Raw genomic sequence first — 22,719 nt, forward strand, 5'->3', positions numbered from 1 at the left:
TCCTACTCTGCTGATGTCGGTACGTCGGAAAGTGCAACGGGGTCGACCACGCTGCGGTGCTGCGGCCCGGTCAACGCCGATCCCTGGGGCAGGAGTATCGGTTCGATCTCGTCGAAGGAGCGGTTGGCCTCGTCGTAGTCCTCCGGTCGACCGATGTCCAACCAGTAGCCGTTGAAGTCGTAGCTGACCGGAGGATCGCCCTTGTCGAGCAGGTCCAGGACCAGTTCGTCGAACCCGAAGGAGCGCCCCACCGGATACTCCGCGATCGTTCGGGCGGAGAGGCCGTACACCCCCATGCTGACCCGGTAGTGCAGCACCGGCTTCTCGCTGAACTTCACGACCTTGTCGCCCTCGGCCTCCAACACCCCGAAGTCGATCTTTACGCTGCGGCGGTAGGTGGCCACGGTCAGCGGGGCGCCCGAGCGGGAATGAGAATGCAGCAGGTCGGCATAGTCGAGATTCGTGAGAACGTCGCCGTTCATGACGAGGAAGTGCTCCGGCAGCTGCTGCCGCATACCGAACAACGGGCCGATGGTCGAGAGCGGAGCCCGCTCCTCCATGTAGTCCACGCACAGACCGAATCGGGAGCCATCGCCGACGAAGGCTCGAATCAGCGAGCCCAGGTGGCTGATCGCCAACGTGACGCGCGTGAACCCGTGCGCGGCCAACTGGTGAAGGATGATTTCCAGGATCGCGTAGTTGCCCCCGATGGGCACCAACGGTTTCGGCAGCACGGACGTGTAGGGCCGAAGCCGCACACCCTTGCCACCCGCCATGATCACTACATGCATCACCCCTCCTCTCCCCGACCCGCTCGTCGACCCCGCTCGAGACCGGCCGGTGACGCCACCATGTCTCGGCGACCGGTCAGGCGGGACAACGAGCCGGCAGCCACTAAGTCACGCAAAAAGGACAATGGGCGACCCGCGTCACAGGCCGGGCCGCGACCCTCCGACCGCCGCCCGGCAGACCGGAACCAACCGAACGCTGACGGATCGGTCAAGCCGGTGGCCGACACACGGGGTGCGCCACGGTTCCCGGACCGCCGGCGCGCCTTCCCGTACGCCCGTCCGGACGCGCCCGGATGTGGTGAGCTGTAGGCATGGATCGGAGCCGGCTCGGGCTGGTGTTGCACCCCACCCGGGACGTCTCCGCGGTGGTCGACACGATCGTGAACTGGGCCGCCCGGCACCGGATGTCCCTGGCCGTACGCGCGGAGGACCGGCACCGGGTGCCCGCCACGGTCGAGCCGCTGCCGGTGGGCGAGGTGGCCGTCCGCTCGGACGCGCTGATCGCCATCGGCGGGGACGGGACGATGCTCGGCGCGTTGCGCTCGGCCGTCCACGACCCGAAGCCGGTGCTCGGCGTGCACGTCGGCAAGCTCGGCTTCCTGGTCGAGGTGGAGCCGCCGGAGCTGCCGACGGCGCTGGACCGGCTGGTCGCGCACGACTTCACGGTGGAGAGCCACAGCTGCCTGGCCTGCGACGTCTGCGGCGACGACCTCGTCGCGTTCAACGACATCGCGCTGATCCGCCAGCCGGGTGCCGGCTTCGTCGACGCCACCCTCGCCGTCGACGGGCAGCAGTACGGGTACTACCGCTGCGACGCGCTGGTGGTCAGCACCCCCACCGGCTCGACCGCCTACAGCTACGCCGCCGGCGGACCGCTGATCTCCCCGGCCACCGACGCGGTGGTGGTGACCCCGTCTGCGCCGATGGCCGGCATCTCCCGCTCGGTGGTGCTCTCCCCCCACGAGACGATCCGCCTCGATCTGCGGGAGGGCTCCGGGCCCGTCGCGGTGGAGGTGGACGGCGTGGTGATCCGGGACGCCGCGACGGAGGGGACCGTTCAGGTGCGCTACCGGCGCGACGCCGGCCTCGTCGTCCGTCTGGACCCGCGCCGCTACCAGGAGCGCAGCCAGCTCAAGCTGAGCCTGCTGGACCTGCCGCTGCTGCCGGAGCAGCTCCGCGAGCTGCTGCCCGAGGGTCTCCGCGAGAAGCTCAACCGCCGCGAGTTGCCCCCGCCGCGCTGACCGGCCCCACCCGCGTCTGCGGCCCGCCCCTCAGACCGTCCTCCCCACCCGGTCGCGCGTCCGCCGACACGCCACACATCCCGCACGTCCGCTCGCCTGGCACGCCGACACATCCAGCTTCCGCTCGCCTGCCCGGCACGCCCACCTCGTCCTCGGCGGGCCTTTCGAGCTGATGTCGTCAACGATTCGCGCACCTGTTGGCCGACCGACGCAGCTCGGTTCCCGGCAGGGGCCCGGGCGGCGTCCCTGCCTCGAACCGTGGCTCTGATGTCGCAAACGACTCAGCTCGAAAGGGCCAGGACGGCCAAGACCGCGGACGGCGAGCGTCAGACAACCAACGGCAGACCGCAGACCGCAGGCGGCAGGCGGCAGGCGGCAGGCGGCGAGACGGTCCGGGCGAGGCGGGCAGACGCGACCAGGGCTCAGGTGTGCTTGAGCACGTCGGTGACGAGCTCCTTCGCCTCCTGCTGGATCCGGGCCAGGTGCTCCGGGCCCTGGAAGGACTCCGCGTAGATCTTGTAGACGTCCTCCGTGCCCGACGGCCGGGCAGCGAACCAGCCGGACTCCGTGGTGACCTTGAGCCCGCCGATCGGCGCGCCGTTGCCCGGCGCGGCGGTGAGGGTCGCGGTGATGGGCTCGCCGGCCAGCTCGGTGGCGGTCACCTGCTCCGGCGACAGCCTGCCGAGCACGGCCTTCTGCTCCCGGGTCGCCGGCGCGTCGATCCGGGCGTACGCGGGCGCGCCGAAGCGCTCGGCCAGGTCCGCCCAGTGCTGGCTCGGCGTGCGGCCGGTGGTGGCGATGATCTCGGCGGCGAGCAGGCAGAGCAGGATGCCGTCCTTGTCGGTGGTCCAGGTGCCCCCGTCGCGGCGCAGGAACGACGCGCCGGCGCTCTCCTCCCCGCCGAAGCCGACCGCGCCGTCGAGCAGCCCGGGGACGAACCACTTGAAGCCGACCGGCACCTCCAGCAGCGGCCGGCCCAGGTCGGCGGCGACCCGGTCGATCATCGAGGAGGAGACCAGGGTCTTGCCGACCGCGGCGGCCGGACCCCAGTTCGTCCGGGTGCGGAACAGGTGGGCGATCGCCACCGCCAGGTAGTGGTTGGGGTTCATCAGGCCGCCGTCGGGGGTGACGATGCCGTGCCGGTCGGCGTCGGCGTCGTTGCCGGTGGAGACCTGGTAGTCGGCGCGGGCGGCGATCAGCGAGGCCATCGCGTTCGGCGACGAGCAGTCCATCCGGATCTTGCCGTCGCCGTCCAGGGTCATGAACCGCCAGGTGGGGTCGACGGCAGGGTTGACCACCGTCAGGTCCAGCCGGTGCCGCTCGGCGATCTCGCCCCAGTAGGCGACGCTCGCCCCGCCGAGCGGGTCGGCACCGATGCGCACCCCGGCGTCGCGGATCGCGTCCACGTCGATCGCCGCCGGCAGGTCGTCGACGTAGCCGGCGAGGAAGTCGTACGACCCGGTGGTGTCGGCGGTCCGGGCACGCGCGTAGGGGATCCGGCGGACCTCCTTGAGGCCGTCGGCCAGCAGGGCGTTGGCCCGGTCCTGGATCCACTTGGTGACGTCGGTGTCCGCCGGCCCGCCGTGGCTGGGGTTGTACTTGAAGCCGCCGTCGTCGGGCGGGTTGTGCGACGGGGTGATCACGATGCCGTCGGCGAGCCCGCTGGTACGCCCCCGGTTGTGGGTCAGGATGGCGTGCGACACCGCCGGGGTGGGCGTGTAGCCGTCCCGGCTGTCCAACAGCACGGTGACCTCGTTGGCGGCGAGCACCTCCAGCGCGTCGACCGCGGCCGGGGCGGAGAGGGCGTGGGTGTCGCGGCCGAGGAAGAGCGGGCCGTCCAGGCCCCGCTCCCGCCGGTAGTCGCAGAGCGCCTGGGTGACCGCGAGGATGTGGTCGGAGTTGAACGCGTTGCGCAGGCTCGACCCGCGGTGCCCGGACGTGCCGAAGGAGACCTGCTGCGCCGGGTCCTGCGGATCCGGGTGCTCGGCGTAGTAGGCGGTCACCAGCCGCGGCACGTCGACCAGGTCGGCGGGCTGGGCGGGCTGGCCGGCCCGGGGGTGACTGCTCACGGTTCCACCTTCTGTCCCTTGCCGATCACCACGATGCCGTTGTCGGAAACGGTGTAGCGCTGCCGGTCCTTCTCCAGGTCGACGCCGATCTCGGCGCCCTCGGGCACGATCACGTTCTTGTCCAGGATGGCCCGGCGGACGACGGCGTGCCGGCCGATGTCGACCCCCTCCATCAGCACCGCGCCGTCCACGTGCGCCCAGGAGTGCACCTTCACCTTGGGCGAGACGATCGAGTTCTCCACCAGCGAGCCGGAGATCACCGCGCCGGGCGAGACCATCGAGGCGACCGCGCGGCCGACCCGCTCGCCCCACTGGTGGACGAACTTCGCCGGCGGGTACGGCGGCTGCGCCGTGTAGATCGGCCACTCGAAGTTGTAGAGGTTGAACACGGGGTGCACGTTGATCAGGTCCATGTGGGCGTCGTAGAAGGAGTCGAGCGTCCCCACGTCGCGCCAGTAGCCGCGGTCCCGGTCGGTGCTGCCCGGCACCTCGTTGTCGCGGAAGTCGTAGACGTTCGCCTCGCCCCGCTCCACCAGCATCGGGATGATGCTGCCGCCCATGTCGTGCTTGCTCGTCTTGTCCTCCGCGTCGCGCTCGACCGCCTCGCAGAGCGCCTTCGTGGTGAACACGTAGTTGCCCATCGAGGCGTAGATCTCGTCGGGGGCGTCGGGCAGGCCGACCGCGTCGGTGGGCTTCTCGCGGAACGCCCGGATCCGCCGGCCGTCCGCACCGACCTCGATGACGCCGAACTGGTCGGCCATCGACAGCGGCTGCCGGATGCCGGCCACGGTGACCCCGGCGCCGGAGGCGATGTGGTCCTCCACCATCTGCCGGGGGTCCATCCGGTAGATGTGGTCGGCGCCGAAGACGATCACGTAGTCCGGCTGCTCGTCGTTGATCAGGTTGAAGCTCTGGTAGATCGCGTCGGCGGAGCCGGCGAACCACCACGGCCCACGGCGCTGCTGCGCCGGCACCGGTGTGACGTAGTTGCCGAGCAGCGTCGACATCCGCCACGTCTTGGTGATGTGCCGGTCCAGCGAGTGCGACTTGTACTGGGTCAGCACGACGATCTTCAGATAGCCGGCGTTCGCCAGGTTGGAGAGGACGAAGTCGACCATGCGGTACATCCCGCCGAACGGGACGGCCGGCTTGGCCCGGTCCGTGGTGAGCGGCATGAGGCGCTTGCCCTCTCCGCCGGCCAGGACGATCGCGAGCACCTTGGCAGCCATGTCCAGACGCTAACCATCCGCCGGGCACTTCACCACTCGTACGGGCACACTTCTGCACTAGGGTGCGGTGGATGACAGCCTCCGCACACCTTCGCGTCGATCTGCTGACCCGGGAGTACCCGCCGGAGGTCTACGGCGGGGCCGGGGTACACGTGGAGTACCTGGCCCGCGAGCTGCGCCGGCTCGCCGACGTGCGGGTGCACTGCTTCGGCGCGCCGCGCAGCGAGCCCGGCGTCACCGCGTACGCCGAACCGGCGGGCCTGACCGGCGCGAACGCCGCGCTGCGCACGATGGGCGTGGACCTGGAGATGGCCGCGGGGTGCGCCGGCACCGACGTGGTGCACAGCCACACCTGGTACGCCAACCTGGCCGGGCACACCGCGAAGCTGCTGTACGGGGTGCCGCACGTGGTGACCGCGCACAGCCTGGAGCCGCTGCGGCCGTGGAAGGCCGAGCAGCTCGGCGGCGGCTACGCGCTCTCCTCCTGGTGCGAGCGGACGGCGGTGGAAGCCGCCGACGCGGTCATCGCGGTCAGCGCGGGGATGAGGCGTGACGTGCTCACCGCGTACCCGGCGGTGGACCCGGAGCGGGTCCGGGTGGTCCACAACGGCATCGACACGGCGCAGTACGCCCCGGACCACGGCACGGACGTGGTGGACCGGCTCGGCATCGACCCGGCCCGCCCGAGCGTCGTGTACGTGGGGCGGATCACCCGGCAGAAGGGGCTGCCGTACCTGCTGCGGGCGGCGCGCGACCTGCCCGCGGACACCCAGCTGGTGCTGCTGGCCGGCGCGCCGGACACCCCGGAGATCGCCGCCGAGGTGGAGGGCCTGGTGGCCGAGCTGCGGGCGGGCCGCTCGGGCGTGGTGTGGGTGGCCGAGATGCTGCCCAAGCACGAGGTGATCCAGGTGCTCACGCACGCGACGGTCTTCGTCTGCCCCTCCGTCTACGAGCCGATGGGCATCGTGAACCTGGAGGCGATGGCCTGCGAGACGGCGGTGGTGGCCACCGCGACCGGCGGCATCCCGGAGGTGGTCGTCGACGGCGAGACGGGGCTGCTGGTGCCGATCGAGCAGGCGGCCGACGGCTCCGGCCGGCCGCTCGACCCGGGCAGGTTCGTCGCCGACCTCGCGGCGCGGATCAACGAGGTGCTGGCCGCCCCGGAGCGCGCCACCGGGTTCGGGCTGGCGGGCCGGCGCCGGGCGGTCGAGCAGTTCTCCTGGGACGCCGTGGCGCAGCGGACGCTGGAGGTGTACCGGTCGGTGGGCGCCGCCGGCTGAGCCGCGCGCGAACTGATCTCGCGCAGTAGGTTGGCGGGGTGACTGGACGGTTTCCGATCGAAGACGTCTCCCCCGTCGTCTCCTGCGGTCGCTACCCGGCCAAGGCGGTGGTCGACGAGCCGGTGCCGGTGTCGGCCCGGGCCTACCGCGAGGGGCACGACGCGCTGGGCTGCAACGTGGTGTGGCTGGGCCCCGACGGGCGGGCCCGGCCGTTCACCCGGATGCGTCCCGGCGAGCCCGGCCAGGACCGCTGGCACGCGGTCATCCGCCCGGACGCGGTCGGCGAGTGGGTCTTCACCGTCGAGGCGTTCCAGGACCCGTACCTGACCTGGCAGAACGCGGTCACCAAGAAGATCGCCGCCGGGCAGGGGCCGGAGGACCTGGCCAACGACCTGGCCGAGGGCGCCCGGGTGCTGGACGCCGCCGCCGAGCTGGTGCCGGCGGCCGACGTCGACCGGGTGACGGCGGCGGCGCGGGCGCTGCGCGACGACCGGCTGCCGCTGCCCCGGCGGGTCGCCCCGGCGCTGGAGCTGGCCGGCCTGCTCTGGGACCACCCGGTCCGGGAGCTGGTCACCACGGGCGAGGAGCACCGGCTCTGGGTGGACCGCCCGCGGGCGCTCTTCTCCGCCTGGTACGAGTTCTTCCCCCGCTCTGAGGGGGCGATCCCGGCCACCGTGGACGCGCCGGCCCGCTCCGGCACGTTCGCCACCGCCGCCGAGCGCCTGCCGGGGGTCGCCGCGATGGGTTTCGACGTGCTGTACCTGCCGCCGATCCACCCGATCGGCCGGATCAACCGCAAGGGCCGCAACAACTCGTTGACCGCCGGGCCCGACGACGTCGGCTCGCCGTGGGCGATCGGCGCGGCGGAGGGCGGCCACGACGCCATCCATCCCGACCTGGGCACTCCGGAGGACTTCCGGGACTTCGTCGCCGCCGCGGCCGAGCAGGGCCTGGAGGTGGCGATGGACCTGGCGTTGCAGTGCGCGCCGGACCACCCGTGGGTCACCGAGCACCCGGAGTGGTTCACCACCCGCGCCGACGGCAGCATCGCGTACGCGGAGAACCCGCCGAAGAAGTACCAGGACATCTACCCGCTGAACTTCGACAACGACCCGGAGGGCATCCGGGCGGAGATCCTGCGGGTGGTGCTGCACTGGGTGGGCGAGGGCATCCGGATCTTCCGGGTGGACAACCCGCACACCAAGCCGTTCGACTTCTGGCACTGGCTGATCGCCGAGGTGAAGAGGGTCGACCCGGACGTGCTCTTCCTCGCCGAGGCGTTCACCCGGCCGGCGATCATGCACGGGCTGGGCAAGATCGGCTTCACCCAGTCGTACACGTACTTCACGTGGCGCACCTCGGCCGCGGAGATGCGGGCGTACTGCGAGGAACTGGTCGCGGCGGCCGACTACATGCGGCCGAACTTCTGGCCGAACACGCCGGACATCCTGCACTCCTCGCTCCAGCACGGCGGCCCGCCGATGTTCAAGATCCGGGCGGTGCTGGCCGCGCTGCTCTCCCCCTCCTGGGGCATGTACGCCGGCTACGAGCTGTTCGAACACGTGGCCCGCCCCGGCGCGGAGGAGTACCTCGACAACGAGAAGTACGAGCTGCGCCCCCGGGACTGGGCCGGCGCGCAGGCGCAGGGCCGCTCGCTGGCCCCGTTCATCGCCACCCTCAACCGGGTGCGCCGGGAGAACCCGGCCCTGCACCAGCTCCGCAACCTGCGCTTCCACGACATCGACAACCCGGCGCTGCTCTGCTGGTCCAAGCACGACCCGGACACCGGCAACACGGTCATCGTGGTCTGCTCGTTCGACCCGCAGGGTGTGCAGTGGGGCAACACCACGCTGGACATGCCGGCGCTCGGCTTCGACTGGCACGACCGGTTCACGGTGCACGACGAGCTGACCGGCGCCAGCTACGACTGGGGGCAGCGCAACGCCGTACGCCTCGACCCGTACCTGCAACCGGCGCACGTGCTGACCGTGCGGCGGCCCACCGCCCCGGCCGGCCCGGCGGTCCCGGCGTCGGCGACGCCCGACCTGACCGTCGAGAGCGTGCCCGACGACCTCTCGGGCGGCACCGCCCCCACCGCTCCCGCGCAGGAGGACGACGCCCGATGGACAAGCTGATCGCCGGCGCGACGCACGACCCGCACGCCGTCCTCGGCGCGCACCCCGCCGACGGGCGGACGGTGATCCGCACGCTGCGCCGGGGCGCCGCCGACGTCGCCGTCCTGGTCGGCGGCGAGCGGTACCCGATGCGGCGGGCGCACGACGTCGGGGTGTTCGAGGCGAACGTGCCGGGCGAGGTGCTCGACTACCGCATCGAGGTCGACGGCCGGGTGCACGACGACCCCTACCGCTACCCGCCCACCCTCGGCGAGCTGGACCTGCACCTGATCGGCGAGGGCCGGCACGAGCGGCTCTGGGAGGCCCTCGGCGCCCGCGTCTTCGACGAGGGCGTGGCGTTCACGGTCTGGGCGCCGAACGCGCGGGGCGTGCGGGTGGTCGGCGACTTCACCGGCTGGGCGCCCGACGACGGCTGGCCGATGCGCTCGCTCGGCTCCAGCGGGGTGTGGGAGATCTTCGTCCCGGAGGTCCGGGCCGGCGCCCGCTACAAGTACCGGATCCTGGGCGCCGACGGGCACTGGCGGGACAAGGCGGACCCCCTCGCGGCGTACGCCGAGGTGCCGCCGGCCACCGCCTCGGTGGTGCACCACTCCGCGTACGAGTGGGGCGACGCCGCCTGGCTGGAGCGGCGGGCCCGGCGGCAGCCACACCAGGAGCCGATGAGCGTCTACGAGGTGCACCTGGGCTCCTGGCGTCCGGGGCTGGGCTACCGGGAGCTGGCCGAGGAGCTGACCGAGTACGTCACCGGGCTGGGCTTCACCCATGTGGAGTTCCTGCCCGTGATGGAGCACCCGTTCGGCGGCTCGTGGGGTTACCAGGTCACCGGCTACTTCGCGCCGACGTCCCGCTTCGGCGACCCGGACGACTTCCGGTACCTGGTGGACCGGCTGCACGCCGCCGGGATCGGCGTGATCCTCGACTGGGTGCCGGCGCACTTCCCGAAGGACGAGTGGGCCCTCGCCCGCTTCGACGGCACCGCCCTCTACGAGCACCCCGACCCGCGCCGCGGCGAGCACCCCGACTGGGGCACGTACGTCTTCGACTTCGGCCGCCGGGAGGTGCGCAACTTCCTGGTCGCCAACGCGCTCTACTGGTGCGAGCAGTTCCACGTCGACGGGCTGCGGGTGGACGCGGTCGCCTCGATGCTCTACCTGGACTACTCCCGACAGGAGGGGCAGTGGGCGCCGAACCGGTACGGCGGCCGGGAGAACCTGGAGGCGATCGCGCTCATGCAGGAGGTGAACGCGACGGTCTACAAGCACCACGCCGGGGTGGTGCTGATCGCCGAGGAGTCCACCGCCTGGCCGGGGGTGACCCGCTCCACCGACGCCGGTGGGCTCGGCTTCGGCTTCAAGTGGAACATGGGCTGGATGCACGACACCCTGCTCTACACCTCGAAGGACCCGATCTACCGGCAGCACCACCACCACCAGCTCACGTTCTCCCTGGCGTACGCCTGGAGCGAGAACTACGTGCTGCCGATCAGCCACGACGAGGTGGTGCACGGCAAGGGTTCCCTCGCGGGCAAGATGCCCGGCGACACCTGGCAGCGGCTGGCGAACGTCCGCGCCCTGCTGGCGTACATGTGGGCGCACCCGGGCAAGCAGTTGCTCTTCATGGGCTGCGAGCTGGCCGACGACCGGGAGTGGAGCGAGGAGCGCGGGCTCGACTGGCACCTGCTGCACGACCCGGCCCGCGCCGGCGTGCAGCGCCTCGTCGGCGACCTCAACCGCGTCTACCGGGACACCCCCGCGCTCTGGGCGCAGGACACCGAGCCCGCCGGCTTCCGCTGGATCGCCGGGGACGACGTCGCCAACAACGCCGTCTCGTTCGTCCGGATCGCCCCCGACGGCTCCACCCTGGTCTGCGTGGCGAACTTCTCCGCCCGGCCGCTGCACGACTACCGGATCGGGCTGCCCGCCGGCGGGACCTGGACGGAGGTGCTGAACACCGACGCGCAGCACTACGGCGGTTCGGGGGTGGGCAACCTGGGCGAGGTGCACGCCGAGGCCGTGCCGTGGCACGGGCTGCCGGCGTCCGCCGCGCTCCAGGTGCCCCCGCTCGGCGTGCTCTGGCTCCGCCGGGACTGACCGTTAGTTGGCGCCGTAGCGCGCCGGGGAGTACGACGACGTGCCCCAGGTGGCGGCGGCGGTGAAGCCCCGGCGGTGCCGGTCCGCGCACTACCCGTTGACGATTTGCTCGCGAAGGATGTCCGCGTGCCCACAGTGCTGGGCGAGTTCGCGCAGCACGTGCAGATACACCCACCGCAGCGGAAGCGGACCCCGCCGGTACCCGTGCAGGACGTCGTCCAGGCCCAGGGAGGACGTCGCGCGGCGCGATGCCTCGCAGGCTTCGCGGTGTGCCTGCCGGACGGTGGCGATCGTGTCGTCGTCATGGAGGACGAACGACTCGTCCGACGTCTCGGGGATGCCGATCTCGGCGCGCGACCGGCCCGTGACGGCCTCGTCGAACCAGACCTTCTCGACGAAGGTCGCGTGCTTCACGAGACCCAGCAGCGTGGTCTGCGAGGCCACCAACGACCGGCGCGCCTGTTCCTCCGTCAGCCCGTCCAGGCAGCCGTTGAGCGCGTCGCGGTGCTCGTCGAGGAACGCCTCGAACTGGGCACGGGCCGGCTGTGCGAGGACGTGGTCGGCGAAGGTGGGCGGGTAGGAAGGCATGGGCGAAGCATTCCAGACCGTCGCCCGGAGCAACCGGCGGACCTGGCCCGGCCGACGTGGGGGGATCAGACCAGGCCCGCGTCGCGCAGCAGCTTCCACAGCCCGGCCCCGTCGGGCGCGGAGAGCCACTTCTGCCCCACCGGCCCGGCCGAGGAGCTGCCGGCCGGGGCGGGCAGGCTGCCGGCCAGCACCGACTGGGCGGGCGAGAGGCGGCGGATGGCCACCCCCGCCACGTTCTGCGGGTGGGCGGCGGCGAACTCGCGGTAGATCTCCGGGTCGTGCTGCCCGTCGTCGCCGACCAGCAGCCACTTCACGTCCGGGAACTCCTTGGCCAGCCGGGCCAGGGTGACCCGCTTGTGTTCCCGGCCGCTGCGGAACCAGCGGTCCGCGGTGGGTCCCCAGTCGGTCAGCAGCAGCGGCCCGGCCGGGTAGAGGTGCCGGGACAGGAACCGGGTCAGCGTCGGCGCGACGTTCCAGGCCCCGGTGGAGAGGTAGAAGACCGGGGCGCCGGGGTGCGCGGTGGCCAGCCGCTCGTAGAGCACCGCCATGCCGGGCACCGCCGCCCGGGCGTGCTCGTCGAGGACGAAGGTGTTCCAGGCGGCGAGCAGCGGGCGGGGCAGCGCGGTGACCATGACCGTGTCGTCGATGTCGGAGAGGATGCCGAAGCGCACCTCCGGGTCGAGGACGCGCACCGGCGCCTCGACCGGCTCGGCGTCGGGCAGGCTGATCCGCACCGAGCACCAGCCGGGCGGCAGGTCCGCCTCGACCACGGTGTCGACGAAGCCGCTGCGGTCGGCGCGCGCCTCGTGGCGCACCCCGCCGGCCTCGATCGTCACCGTCACGTGCTTGGCCGGCAGCGTGGTGAAGCTGCGCCAGCCGCGGACCTTCTCCAGCCGGCCCCGCTGGCGGGTGTCCGGCCGCCCCAGCAGCACCCGGCACATCACCCGCGCCCAACCGGGCGCGCCGTAGCCGGCGTACGCGATGACGTTCGTCCGCCAGCCGGTGCGCCGCAACCGGCGCTCGACCAGCGAATGCACGGCGTCCTCGAGCCGCGCGGCCCGGTGCAGGTGGGGTACGGCCAACTGGCCGGCGGGAGTGGGTGGCACGCCAGCAACCCTGCCACAACCCGGCGACCTCGGCCACGCGAGGCGATCTCCGTCGGCGGCCGGCTGAACCGATCCGCCCCGCCCGGCCCCGGCGGCGTGAAACACTCCGGTCGGGACGACGACGGGGGCGTTGGTCGTGTCGCAACCAGTACGCAAGCGTGGGCGATGGCGCCCGCGGCTCGACCGGCCGGCGCTCGTCGCGCTGCTGTTCGGCCTCGCCGGGGTCGGCTACCGGCTGGTCCTGACGCTGTGCACGGTGCCCGTCTCCAACAGCGACGAGGCCACCTTCGGGCTGGCCGCGCTGCACATCGCCCAGGGCCGCGAGCTGCCCGTCTTCCTCTACGGCCAGCGCTACATGGGAATGCTGGAGTCGTACCTGGCCGCCCCGCTGATCGCGGCGGCCGGGCCGAGCTGGCCGCTGCTGCGCCTGCCGCTGGTGCTGCTCTACGCCCTCTTCCTCTGGCTGATCCACCGGCTGACCCGGCGGATCTGCTCGCCCTGGTTCGCCGCGTTCGTCGTCGGGCTGCTGGCCCTGGGCGGGGAGCGCGTGGTCCGCGACCAGTTGACGGTGGTCGGCGGCCGGCCGGAGGTCAAGGCGGCGGTGCTGCTGATGCTGCTGGTCGTGGTGGGGCTCGCCCGGGGGACGGTGCGGCACCGCCGGCTGGCCGTCGGGCTCTTCGGCCTGCTCGCCGGCGTGGCCGCCTGGTCGGACTGGCTGATCCTGCCCTACCTGGCGGCGGCCGCCCTGGCGCTGCTCTGGGTCGCCCGCCGGGAGCTGCTCGGCTGGGCCGGGGCGCTGCTGCTGGCCGGGTTCGCCGTCGGGATCGCACCGATGATCCGCGACAACCTGGTCGCCCCGCCCGGCGAGGACTCGCTGTCGGTGTTCCGCGAGATCAGCACCAAGGCCGGGCCGGCGCCGACGTGGCCGCGGCGGCTCGACGGCGGGCTGCTGGAGGGGGTGCCGCTCGCCGCCGGCCTCTGCCCGGTGGACGGCTGCACCCGCGGGCAGGAGTGGTTCGGCCTGCTCTACCCGGCGCTGCTGGCGGTCGCCGCCGCGCTCGCCGTGGTCGCGTACCGCCGCTCCGCCGGCGCCCCGCCCGCCCGCCGGGTCGGCCCGGTGGTGCACCTCGCGCTGGTCGTCGGCGCGGCGTTGACCCTGCTGTCGTACGTGCGCAGCCCGCTGGCCGCCACCAGCCCGCTGGACAACGCCCGGTACCTGTCGGTGCTCCAGCTCTCCCTGCCGGCGGTGCTGTGGCCGCTGTGGCTGGCGGCGGTCGCCTGCTGGCGGGGCACGGTCGGGGCGCTCGGCCGGCTGGCCGGGGCGCTCGCCACCGCCGTGCTCGCCGCGCTGACCGCCACCACGCTGGTGGTCACCGTGCTGTTCGCCGTCTCCGGGGCCGGGGCGTCCCGCGTCGAGGAGCGGCAGGCCCGCGAGCTGGCCGACCGGCTCCGCGTCGGCGGCCCCCACGAGGTGTACGGGGACTACTGGACCTGCAACCGGCTGATCTTCAACACGGCCGAGGAGGTGGTGTGCGCGGTGCTCGACGGCGAGCTCACTCCCGGGCAGAACCGCTACCCCGCGTACTGGCGGCAGGTGGGGCGGGCCGACCGGCCGGGGTACGTGCTGGAGGCCGGCTCGGCGGCGGAGCGGCGGCTGCGCGCCCTGCTGGGCGACCGGGCCGACGCCGCGCTGCGCGCCGAGGTCGGCGGGTATCGCGTGTACCACCCGGAGACGCCGGTGCGGCCGTGGCGGTAGGGACGGGCCGTACGCTGGCCGGACCGGCGCGCGGACGCCGTGCCGAGGCGAGGAGTCCACCCGATGCTCATCCTGCTGCCGCCCTCCGAGGGGAAAGCCGACGCCGGCACCGGCCGGCGGCTGGACCCCGCCCGGCTCTCCCTGCCGGAGCTGACCGGCGCGCGGGAGGAGGTGCTGTCCGCCCTGGTGACGCTCAGCGCCGGCGACGAGGAGGCGGCCCGCGAGGCGCTCGGGCTCAGCGAGGGCCAGCGGGGCGAGCTGCGGCGCAACGCCCGGCTGCGGGCGGCGGCCACCGCGCCCGCCGGCCGGCTCTACACGGGGGTGCTCTACGAGGCGCTCGACCTCGCCTCGCTCCCGCCGGCGGCGCAGCGGGCCGCCCGCCGGTCGGTGCTGATCAGCTCGGGCCTCTGGGGCGCGGTCCGCCTCACCGACCGGATCCCGCCCTACCGCTGCCCGATCGGGGCGCGGCTGCCGGGGGTCGGCGCGCTGTCGGCGTACTGGCGGCGGGCCCTCGCGCCGGCGATGGACGCGGTGGCCGGTGCCGGGCCGGTGCTCGACCTGCGCTCCGGCGCGTACGCGGCCACCTGGGCGCCCCGGGGCGAGGTGGCCGCCCGCACGGTGACGGTCCGGGTGCTGCACGAGCGGGAGGTCGACGGCGCGCCCGTCCGGTCGGTGGTGAGCCACTTCAACAAGGCGACCAAGGGCCGGCTGGTCCGGGACCTGCTGACCGCGGGCGTCCGGCCGCGCTCGGCCGACGGGCTGGTGGCCGCGCTGCGGGACCTGAAGTACACGGTGCTGGAGCAGCCCGGCCCGGCCGGCCGGCCACGCCAGGTCGATGTCGTCGTCACCGAGTTGTAGGGCTGCCGCAAGATTTCCTCAAGGCTGCGGCCGATCGGTTTCCTCGTCGGCGTCTTCGGGTCACGGTAGGGGGATACCCGACGCCGACAAGGAGCGCCTGAGTTGGCTCCCGAACCGATCCTGCTCGACCGGCCACCCCTGCCGTCGACCCCGCCGCCGCTGGACTGGCTGACCCTGGCCGACGCGTTCGAGGCCGCCTGCCTGCTGCGCTGCACGCCCCCGCCGGCGACCGCCGGCGCCCGCCGCCCGGTGCCGCACCTCCGGCCGGCGGCTGTCGAGTTCAACCGGGAGGAGGCCGCGCAGCGGTTCCGGCAACTGCTCGGCCGCCTCGACGTCCCGATCGAGCACGAGGTGACCGTCGGCGGGCTGCGCCGCCGCTACGAGCTGCACCGCCTGTCCGTGCCGCCAGCGCACCGCCCGGCGTACGCGCGGATGCTGGAGGTTGGCTGGCGGCAGGGCCGGCGCGAGCTGCTGGGCGGACCGTTCCCCGGCGCGTCCATGGCGCGGCGGGTGTGGCGGCCCCGGCTGGCGGCGGCCGCCTGGCGGGCCGCCCTGCTCGCCGGGGGGCGGCACGTCCGCCGGCACATCCTCGGCGTCCGGCTCGCCGATCGGGAGCTGGCCGCCGTCCTGGTGCGCGGGGCCGCCCTGCTGGACGTCCCGGCGCTGCTGCGTCCCGGCACGGGATGCTTCATGGTCTGCGTCGCCGACGGCCCTGACCGCGAGCGGATCCTGCACAGCGCCGCGCTGGAGGCGGCCAGGGCGACCGAACCGGCCTGACCGCCGGACGGGGCGGACGTCGGGCTCGCGGCCCGGCCCCCGCGGACGGCGGGTTGCGGCGACGGCCCGCGCGGCGCAGAGTGCAGCGCGTGAGTCGAACCCGGTCCCGCCGCGCCCGCCCGTGCCCAGGCCGCCCGGCGGCGCTGCTGTCGCTGCTGCTGCTGGTGACGCTGCCCGGCCTCGCGGGCTGTCGGGACTCCCCCGAGCCGCCGGTGCCGATCCGGATCGCGACCGGCAGCCCAACGGCGGTCTACCACGCCTTCGGCCGGTCGCTGGCCGACATCCTCAACCGGGAGCTGCCGAACGTCCACGCCAGCGTGGTGGTCACCGCCGCCTCGGCGGAGAACGTCCGGCTGGTCGGCTCGGGCGAGGCCGAACTGGGTTTCACCCAGGCCGACGTGCTGCCGGCCGCGCCGGCGGCACACCCGTCCGTGGTCGCGGTCGCCCGCGTCTACGACGACCTGCTGCACCTGGTCACCACCGCCGGCAGCCCGATCCGCACGCTGACCGACCTGCGCGGCCGGCGGGTCTCCGTGGGCGCCCCCGGGTCCGGCACCGAGATCACCGCCTCGCGGTTGCTGGAGGTGGCCCGCCTGGGCGGCGACGGGGTACGCCGGGAGCGGCTCGGCCTCGACGACTCGGTCGCGGCGCTGCGCGCCGGCACGATCGACGCGTTCTTCTTTTCCGGCGGGCTGCCGGTCACCGCGGTGAAGCAGCTCGCCGACGACAGCGCGACCCGGATCATCGACCTGGGCGAGTGGACCGAGCCGCTGCGCGACAGCAACCCCGAGGTCTACGTGTCCCGGGACATCCCGCGCTCGGTGTACGGCACGGACCCGGTCACCACCGTGGCCAACCCGAACTTCCTGATCGTCCGGAGCGACCTGCCGGAGCCGCTGGTCCGGGAGGTGACCCGGCTGCTGATGGAACGCCGGCAGGAGCTGGCCGCGGCGCACCCGGCCGCCGGCCGGATGAGCCCCCGCTCGGCCATCGCCACCGCCCCGCTACCGCTGCACCCCGGCGCTGTCGACTGGTACCGCGCCGCCAAACCCTGACCCGCCCCCGCCGGCGAGCGCCCCGGTCGCGTCCGTCGGGTCGAGCGGGTCGGTCGGGGCCGGGAACCAGAGACCGGCCACCAGGCCGCACGGCTCGCCCCGGCGCATGGTGAGGCGCCCGTCCGAGGCGTCGACCAGCACGGCGACGATGGTGAGGCCCAGCCCCGCGCCGTCCACGTTCTGCACCTCCGGCGCCCGCCAGAACCGCTCGGTCGCCTGGCCGAGCTGGCTCTCCGTCATGCCGGGGCCGGTGTCCCGGACCTCCAGCGCGATCCCGCCCTCGTGCCGCCGCACGGTCACCGTCACCTTCCCACCGGCGCCGCTGAACTTGACCGCGTTGTCGATCAGCGCGTCCAGGGCCTGGTCGATGGCGGTCGGCACGGTTCGCGCGTACGCCGGGGCGTCCTGTGCCACCAGCCGGAGGGCGACCGACCGGTGCCGGGCGAGCGGCTCCCACGCGGCGACCCGGGACGCGGCCACGGCCGCCGCGTCCACGGTGACCCGCTGGTTCTCCCGCCGTTCGGCGCGGGCCAGGGTGAGCAGCGCGTCCAGCACCAGGGCGAGCCGGTCGGTCTCTTCCAGGGCCAGCCGGTGCTCGGCCCGCCCGTCCGGGTCGGTCAGGCTCGGCCCCAGCTCCTCCACCCGCAGGCGCAGCGCGGTCAGCGGGTTGCGCAGCTGGTGGCTGGCGTGCGCGACGAACGCCCGCTGGCGGTCCATCACGTCGGAGACCGCGTCGGCCATGTGGTTGAAGCTGGCCGCCAGCCGGCGCAGCTCCGGCGGCCCGAGCCGGTGCTGCACCCGGGCGCCGCGGTCCCCCTCGGCGATCTCGTGGGTGACCGCGTCCAGCTCGGTGACCGGGCGCAGCACCCAGCCGGCCAGCCCGAACGCGGTGAGGACACAGGCCAGCACGGCGAGCAGCCCCGTGCCGGCCAGCACCAGCCACCAGACGGTGACGGCGCGCCGGACGTCGTCCGACGGGGTGGCGGTGACCACGGCCCCGAGCACCTCACCGCCGTCGTTGATCGGCACCGCCACCACGATCGGCCGGTCGACCCAGGGCCAGACCGACTCCGGTCCGCTGGCCTGCTGGCCGGAGAGCGCCGTGTCCAGCGCCTCGCGGATCCCCGCGGCCGGCCGCCAGTTCTCCGAGGCCGTCACCGTGCGGCGGTCCCGGTCGACCACCGCCGCGCCGATCCCGTACAGGTCGTCGTAGCTGCGCAGCTCGTTGTCGAGCGGGCCGGGGGTGCCGCCGCGCAGCGCCGGGCCGGCCAGCGAGGCGAACCGGGTGGCGTCGGCGAGCCGGTCCGCGCGTACCCGGTCGGTCTCCCGGGTGGCCAGGGTGGCCGCCAGCGGGGTCTCCAGCGCGATCAGCACCAGCACCATCAGCAGCAGGTAGCTGATCACCAGCCGACGTCGCACGGCCCCGCCTCACTCGCCGCGCAGCCGGTAGCCGACCCCGCGGACGGTCTCCACCAGGCGGGGGTCGCCCAGCTTGCCGCGCAGCGACCCGACGTGCACCTCGACGGTGTGCCCGTCGCCCCACGTGGTGCCCCAGACGTCGAGCAGGATCCGCTCGCGGGGCACCGCCACCCCGGGCTGCCGGGCCAGGGAGAGCAGGACGTCGAACTCCTTGCGGGTCAGCGCCACCGGCCGGTCGGCCACGGCGACCGTCCGCGCGGCCACGTCGATGCGTACCGGGCCGGCCTCGATCAGGTTGCGCTCGGGCAGCGCGTGCGCCGCGCGGCGCAGCACCGCCTCGATGCGCGCCTGGAGCTCGGTCATGGAGAACGGCTTGACCACGTAGTCGTCCGCGCCCAGCCGCAGGCCGAGCACCCGGTCCCGCTCCTCGCCCCGGGCGGTCACCGCGATGATGCCGAGCTGGCTGCTGCGCCGGCGCAGCTCCCGGCACAGGTCGGTGCCGTCCCCGTCGGGCAGGGTCAGGTCGAGCAGCACCAGGTCGCAGGGGGCGGCGGAGAGGGCGGCGGCGACGGTCGCGGCGTGCTCCACCTCGTACCCCCGGCGGGTGAGGGCGGCGGAGAGCGCGGCGGCCACCCGACAATCGTCCTCGACCAGCAGGATGCGCACCCGGGGCCCCCAATCCGTCGATCTGTCGACCCGAATGGTGGCAGAAGGCGGCGGAGAGCGGGAGGGTAGGCCCCGCGTCGGCCGCCGCCCGGACCGTGCCGGCCCGCCGGGAGCGGCGGCGGGCCGGGGTCAGAGCCCGAAGACCTCGTCGGCGGTGGCGTCCCGGACCCCGTCGACGAAGCCCCGGAAACCCGGGTCGTGGTGGCTGGCCGGCACGCTGGTGACGTTCTCGCCGGTGGCCTGGGTGACCGCGTCGACCAGCGGCGGGTAGTCGGTCTCGGCGTCGCCGAGGGTGTCGTCGTCGGCCTGGCCGAGGTTGATCACGTGCTGCACGTCCTCGGTCGGGGTGTCCGGGTCGCCGGCCCACTCGCCGCCCGCCCGGTAGCACTCGTCGTACAGCGCCCGCTGGCTGTCGGTCCAGTCGTCGTCGTAGCTCTCCATCGCCCACCCCTCCGCGGCTCCACCCGAGCATGCCGGCCGGCGGGGCGCCGGCGCGGCCGTACCGCGGAAAACCGGGCCGGCCGTGCGTAGGCTGCCGGGGTGATCTACAAGCTGCTGCCGACCGTCGAGTGGGACGACGCCCTGGCCGCGGGGCACTTCGCCGGCACCGCCATGGACGCGCAGTCCGGCTTCATCCACCTCTCCGGGCCGGACCAGGTGGTCGAGACCGCGCGGCGGGTCTTCGCCGGCGCCACCGGGCTGACCATGCTCACCGTCGACCCGGCCCGGCTGGGCGACGCGCTGCGCTGGGAGCCCTCGCGCGGCGGCGCGCTCTTCCCCCACCTCTACGGGCCGCTGCCGGTGCCCGCGGTGGTGGCCGCCGACGCGCTGCCGGCGGACGTGCCGGTCGCCGACGCGGTGGCGGCGCTGCTGCGCTGAGCGGGTCGTTATGCTACGGCGAGTCCGCGCGCCCCGACCTGATCTACCGTGACCGGGGCCGGCGCGGCAGCCCGGATCCGCGCGGGCGGCCGCCGCTTGCGGCGTACGCCGAACGCGGGTCACCGACGGCGCCCGGCGCGCCCTGCGACCCATGCGAGTTGAAGGATGACTGACAGCAGTTCCCCGTCCCCCTCCGTCTTCGTCCACCCGACGGCCGACGTCGAGGAGGGTGCCCGGGTCGGCGACGGCACCAAGGTCTGGCACCTGGCCCACATCCGGTCCACCGCCCAGGTGGGCGCCGGCTGCGTCATCGGCCGCAACGTGTACGTCGACGCCGGCGTCACGGTCGGCGACCTGGTCAAGATCCAGAACAACGTCTCCGTCTACCAGGGCGTGACCCTGGAGGACGAGGTGTTCGTCGGGCCGTGCGCGGTCTTCACCAACGACTTCCGCCCCCGCGCGCAGAACCCGGACTGGAAGATCACCCCGACCGTGGTCCGCCGGGGCGCGTCGATCGGCGCGAACGCGACGCTGGTCTGCGGCATCGAGGTGGGCGAGTACGCGATGATCGCGGCGGGTTCGGTGGTCACCAGGGACGTGGCGCCGTACCAGCTCGTGGCGGGCAACCCGGCGCGGCCGAAGGGCTGGGTCGACGAGCGGGGCGAGGTCGTCTCCCGCGACGTGGACAACCCGCCGCGGCGGCAGGGCTGATCCGGCAGGGACTCCCGACGACGAACGGCGGTGGACGGGCGCTCCCGTCCACCGCCGTCGCGGTTGTGCGTCGCCGCTCAGCGGCAGAGCCGGGCGATCTCCTCCCGGAACCGCTCCATCGGGTTCGCCTCGGCCGGGCCGAGCAGGTAGGTCTTCAGCTCCCGCCGGGCCTCGGTCATCGGGTCGTCGCCGGCCCGGGTCACCGACACGATCTTCTCCAGCTCCCCGCAGTCGCGGGAGAGCAGGTACGCCGCCCGCGACGTCGGGTAGTCGCGGCGGAACTCGTCCTCGGGCAGGCCGCCCGGGTTGGCCACCACGTACGGCCGCTGGCTCTGCACGAAGTCCGAGACCACACTGGACACGTCGCTGATCAGCAGGTCGGTCTGGTTGAAGCAGTCGAACAGCGCGGGCGTCCGGCCGGTCACCACGAGGTGCCGGGTGCCGTCCAGGGAGGCCGCGTCCGGGTCGCCGCCGGCGGCGCGGATCCGCTCCACGATCCGCTCGTGCACCGCCTTGGCCTCCTTGGCGCGGGAGCCGGTCAGCGGGTGCGGCTTGTAGATGAGCCGGACCGCGGGCGTGGTGGCCAGCAGTCCCTTGACGATCCGCTCGCCCATCAGCACCAGCGAGGTGTGGTACGGGTCGTCGTCCAGCCACCCCTCCCAGGTCGGGGCGTAGAGCACCGTGAACGGCCGGTCGACCGACTCGGCACCGAACGTGTGCACCCCGGCGAGCTGCGGCCGTCCGATCTCGAGGATGTCGGAGTCGAGCACGCCCACCCCGGCGCGGGCGTACCGCTCCCGCCCGGCGAGACCGGCGACCCACACCTCGTCGTACACCTTGCTGTAGGGGTTGACGCTGGCCTGCTTGTCGCTGTCGCCGTGCCCCACGAAGACGTGCTTCATGCCGGGCTCGCGGAGCATGTGGATGTTCGCGCCGACGTTCGCGGCGTAGAGCGCGGCGCGCACGCTGCCCAGTTCGAGGTTCATGAAGTCCACGCCGGCCGGCACGCAGATCACCGGCAGCCGGGTGTCGGCCAGCTCGAAGAACGCCTCCTTGCTGCGCATCAGCACCACCGCGCGCTGGTCGAGCGCCTCGGTCGGGGCGAGCCACATGTTGGCCTGGTAGACGTCCTTGGCCGGGCCGGCGAAGTAGAGGGCGACCTGCGGCCGGTAGCTGTCCAGCCAGCGCTGCACCGCCGGCAGCAACGGGCTCTGGCCCATGCCCCGGCCGCGCAGCCAGGTCAGCGCGATGATCGCGCCGACCAGCGCGGCGGCGAGCACGGCCACCGCGCCCGCGCCGAGCACCGGCGCGGCGCTGTCGAGCGCCGCCGCGAACACGGCAGCCGGCGCCAGCACCACGTTGACCAGGGCCAGCCGGTCACCGGCGAGCCAGGCCGCCCAGTCCGGCGGGCGGGGCGCGGCGCGCATCGGGCCGAGTTCGATGTTGCGCACCAGCGCCGACTGGGGGTTGCGCCGGTCGATCATCGTGGCGAGCGCGCCGGCGAAGACCGAGATCAGCCAGACCGTCGACGGCAGCACCAGGATCAGGCCGAGTTCCGTCGCGTCGGGCCGGACCTCGGCCACCACCAGCAGCACGACGGCGAGGTCGCGGGCGAGCTGGCGGTAGTCGCCCCGCAGGCCGACCTTCTCCAGCAGTGTGTGGGTGGCCGGCGACCAGCGGGCGAGCGCGTACTCGCCGGCGAGCGCGGCGAGCCCGGCGACGGCGAAGACGCCGACCCAACCGAAGGCACCGGCGGCGAGCATGACGAGGTAGGCCAGCAGCAGCAGCGCGCCGCGGGCGGCGACTCCCGCCGGTCCCATCAACTTGCCGAACAAGGACTAGCTCCCTACGAGATCGACGACTGGCTCACCGACCGTCACTGGCGCCGTGACGGCAGGGCTCCCCCGCTCAGGCGACCGTCGGCGCGCCGGGACGCCACCGGCACGCCCGCCGGGCCGCGACGGGACGGAGGTCGCGGTCGAACCGCCTGTCCACCCATCGTCGTCGGCCAGCGACGGCGCCGGCGCCCGCGGCCACCCGCCACCACGCCGGTCAGACCTTAACGCGAA

19 protein-coding genes are annotated in these 22,719 nt (G+C 73.8%); 10 read left to right on the forward strand and 9 right to left on the reverse strand.

Annotated features, from left to right (window positions below):
• Window positions 1-2: 2 nt before the first annotated feature.
• Window positions 3-791, reverse strand: coding sequence for a sugar phosphate nucleotidyltransferase (locus ACGF7U_RS24050; protein WP_393110157.1), 789 nt, complete (start codon window positions 789-791; stop codon window positions 3-5).
• Window positions 792-1,102: 311 nt separating this feature from the next.
• Here ACGF7U_RS24050 and ACGF7U_RS24055 point away from each other — a divergent pair, with 311 nt between their 5' ends.
• Entirely contained in the window at window positions 1,103-2,032 is a 930-nt protein-coding gene (locus ACGF7U_RS24055; RefSeq protein WP_393110159.1) for an NAD(+)/NADH kinase, read from the forward strand.
• A 422-nt stretch (window positions 2,033-2,454) separates the two neighbouring features.
• On the opposite strand, the gene pgm is transcribed toward ACGF7U_RS24055, so the two are convergent.
• Both pgm and glgC read right to left on the reverse strand, forming a co-directional pair.
• The gene (gene pgm, locus ACGF7U_RS24060; RefSeq protein ID WP_393110161.1) at window positions 2,455-4,101 is read right to left on the reverse strand and encodes a phosphoglucomutase (alpha-D-glucose-1,6-bisphosphate-dependent); all 1,647 of its coding nucleotides are present in this window, start codon (window positions 4,099-4,101) and stop codon (window positions 2,455-2,457) included.
• Window positions 4,098-5,330 (reverse strand): glucose-1-phosphate adenylyltransferase, encoded by a 1,233-nt coding sequence (glgC, locus tag ACGF7U_RS24065; protein WP_393110163.1) that lies wholly within the window; start codon window positions 5,328-5,330, stop codon window positions 4,098-4,100. Before glgC ends, pgm begins: the two co-directional genes overlap by 4 nt.
• A gap of 71 nt (window positions 5,331-5,401) precedes the next feature.
• On the opposite strand from glgC, the gene glgA reads away from it, so the two are divergent.
• From glgA to glgB, 3 genes are read left to right on the forward strand one after another with little or no spacing between them, the layout of a single operon-like run.
• Window positions 5,402-6,610, forward strand: coding sequence for a glycogen synthase (gene glgA, locus ACGF7U_RS24070; protein ID WP_393110165.1), 1,209 nt, complete (start codon window positions 5,402-5,404; stop codon window positions 6,608-6,610).
• Between the two features lie 38 nt (window positions 6,611-6,648).
• Window positions 6,649-8,745, forward strand: a complete 2,097-nt coding sequence (locus tag ACGF7U_RS24075) for a maltotransferase domain-containing protein (RefSeq protein ID WP_393110167.1) — start codon at window positions 6,649-6,651, stop codon at window positions 8,743-8,745.
• Entirely contained in the window at window positions 8,733-10,835 is a 2,103-nt protein-coding gene (gene glgB, locus ACGF7U_RS24080) for a 1,4-alpha-glucan branching protein GlgB (RefSeq protein ID WP_393110169.1), read from the forward strand. The genes ACGF7U_RS24075 and glgB overlap by 13 nt, the downstream gene beginning before the upstream one ends.
• Before the next feature lie 90 nt (window positions 10,836-10,925).
• Here the strand turns inward: glgB and ACGF7U_RS24085 are convergent, their stop codons facing one another.
• Window positions 10,926-11,423 carry a DinB family protein gene (locus ACGF7U_RS24085; RefSeq protein WP_393110171.1) on the reverse strand — a complete coding sequence of 166 codons (498 nt, stop codon included), beginning with the start codon at window positions 11,421-11,423 and terminating at the stop codon, window positions 10,926-10,928.
• 65 nt (window positions 11,424-11,488) lie between these two features.
• Complete coding sequence (locus ACGF7U_RS24090) at window positions 11,489-12,529, reverse strand: App1 family protein (RefSeq protein ID WP_393110173.1); 1,041 nt, start codon at window positions 12,527-12,529, stop codon at window positions 11,489-11,491.
• A 136-nt stretch (window positions 12,530-12,665) separates the two neighbouring features.
• On the opposite strand from ACGF7U_RS24090, the gene ACGF7U_RS24095 reads away from it, so the two are divergent.
• The 4 genes from ACGF7U_RS24095 (at window position 12,666) to ACGF7U_RS24110 (ending at window position 16,975) form a co-directional block, all read left to right on the forward strand.
• Entirely contained in the window at window positions 12,666-14,285 is a 1,620-nt protein-coding gene (locus ACGF7U_RS24095) for a hypothetical protein (RefSeq protein WP_393110175.1), read from the forward strand.
• 63 nt (window positions 14,286-14,348) lie between these two features.
• Complete coding sequence (gene yaaA / locus ACGF7U_RS24100; protein ID WP_393110177.1) at window positions 14,349-15,143, forward strand: peroxide stress protein YaaA; 795 nt, start codon at window positions 14,349-14,351, stop codon at window positions 15,141-15,143.
• A 102-nt stretch (window positions 15,144-15,245) separates the two neighbouring features.
• Window positions 15,246-15,920 (forward strand): hypothetical protein, encoded by a 675-nt coding sequence (locus ACGF7U_RS24105; protein ID WP_393110179.1) that lies wholly within the window; start codon window positions 15,246-15,248, stop codon window positions 15,918-15,920.
• Window positions 15,921-16,000: 80 nt separating this feature from the next.
• Window positions 16,001-16,975 carry a TAXI family TRAP transporter solute-binding subunit gene (locus ACGF7U_RS24110; RefSeq protein WP_393110181.1) on the forward strand — a complete coding sequence of 325 codons (975 nt, stop codon included), beginning with the start codon at window positions 16,001-16,003 and terminating at the stop codon, window positions 16,973-16,975.
• Here the strand turns inward: ACGF7U_RS24110 and ACGF7U_RS24115 are convergent.
• The 3 genes from ACGF7U_RS24115 to ACGF7U_RS24125 form a co-directional block, all read right to left on the reverse strand.
• Window positions 16,925-18,394 (reverse strand): ATP-binding protein, encoded by a 1,470-nt coding sequence (locus ACGF7U_RS24115; RefSeq protein WP_393110183.1) that lies wholly within the window; start codon window positions 18,392-18,394, stop codon window positions 16,925-16,927. The two genes, ACGF7U_RS24110 and ACGF7U_RS24115, sit on opposite strands and share 51 nt — an antisense overlap.
• 9 nt (window positions 18,395-18,403) lie before the next feature.
• Window positions 18,404-19,060: a response regulator transcription factor gene (locus ACGF7U_RS24120; protein ID WP_393110185.1), complete on the reverse strand. Its 657-nt coding sequence runs from the start codon at window positions 19,058-19,060 to the stop codon at window positions 18,404-18,406.
• Between the two features lie 129 nt (window positions 19,061-19,189).
• Entirely contained in the window at window positions 19,190-19,501 is a 312-nt protein-coding gene (locus tag ACGF7U_RS24125; protein WP_393110187.1) for a hypothetical protein, read from the reverse strand.
• Window positions 19,502-19,600: 99 nt separating this feature from the next.
• Here ACGF7U_RS24125 and ACGF7U_RS24130 point away from each other — a divergent pair, with 99 nt between their 5' ends.
• Entirely contained in the window at window positions 19,601-19,939 is a 339-nt protein-coding gene (locus ACGF7U_RS24130; protein ID WP_393110189.1) for a DUF952 domain-containing protein, read from the forward strand.
• A 165-nt stretch (window positions 19,940-20,104) separates the two neighbouring features.
• Window positions 20,105-20,650, forward strand: coding sequence for an acyltransferase (locus ACGF7U_RS24135; protein WP_393110191.1), 546 nt, complete (start codon window positions 20,105-20,107; stop codon window positions 20,648-20,650).
• A gap of 77 nt (window positions 20,651-20,727) precedes the next feature.
• Here the strand turns inward: ACGF7U_RS24135 and ACGF7U_RS24140 are convergent, their stop codons facing one another.
• A complete protein-coding gene (locus ACGF7U_RS24140) occupies window positions 20,728-22,485 on the reverse strand; it encodes a CDP-glycerol glycerophosphotransferase family protein (protein ID WP_393110193.1) in 1,758 nt (585 codons plus the stop codon).
• Between the last annotated feature and the right edge of the window lie 234 nt (window positions 22,486-22,719).

Source organism: Micromonospora sp. NPDC047670 (genome assembly GCF_043204915.1).
In the GTDB taxonomy this organism is placed as follows: domain Bacteria; phylum Actinomycetota; class Actinomycetes; order Mycobacteriales; family Micromonosporaceae; genus Micromonospora.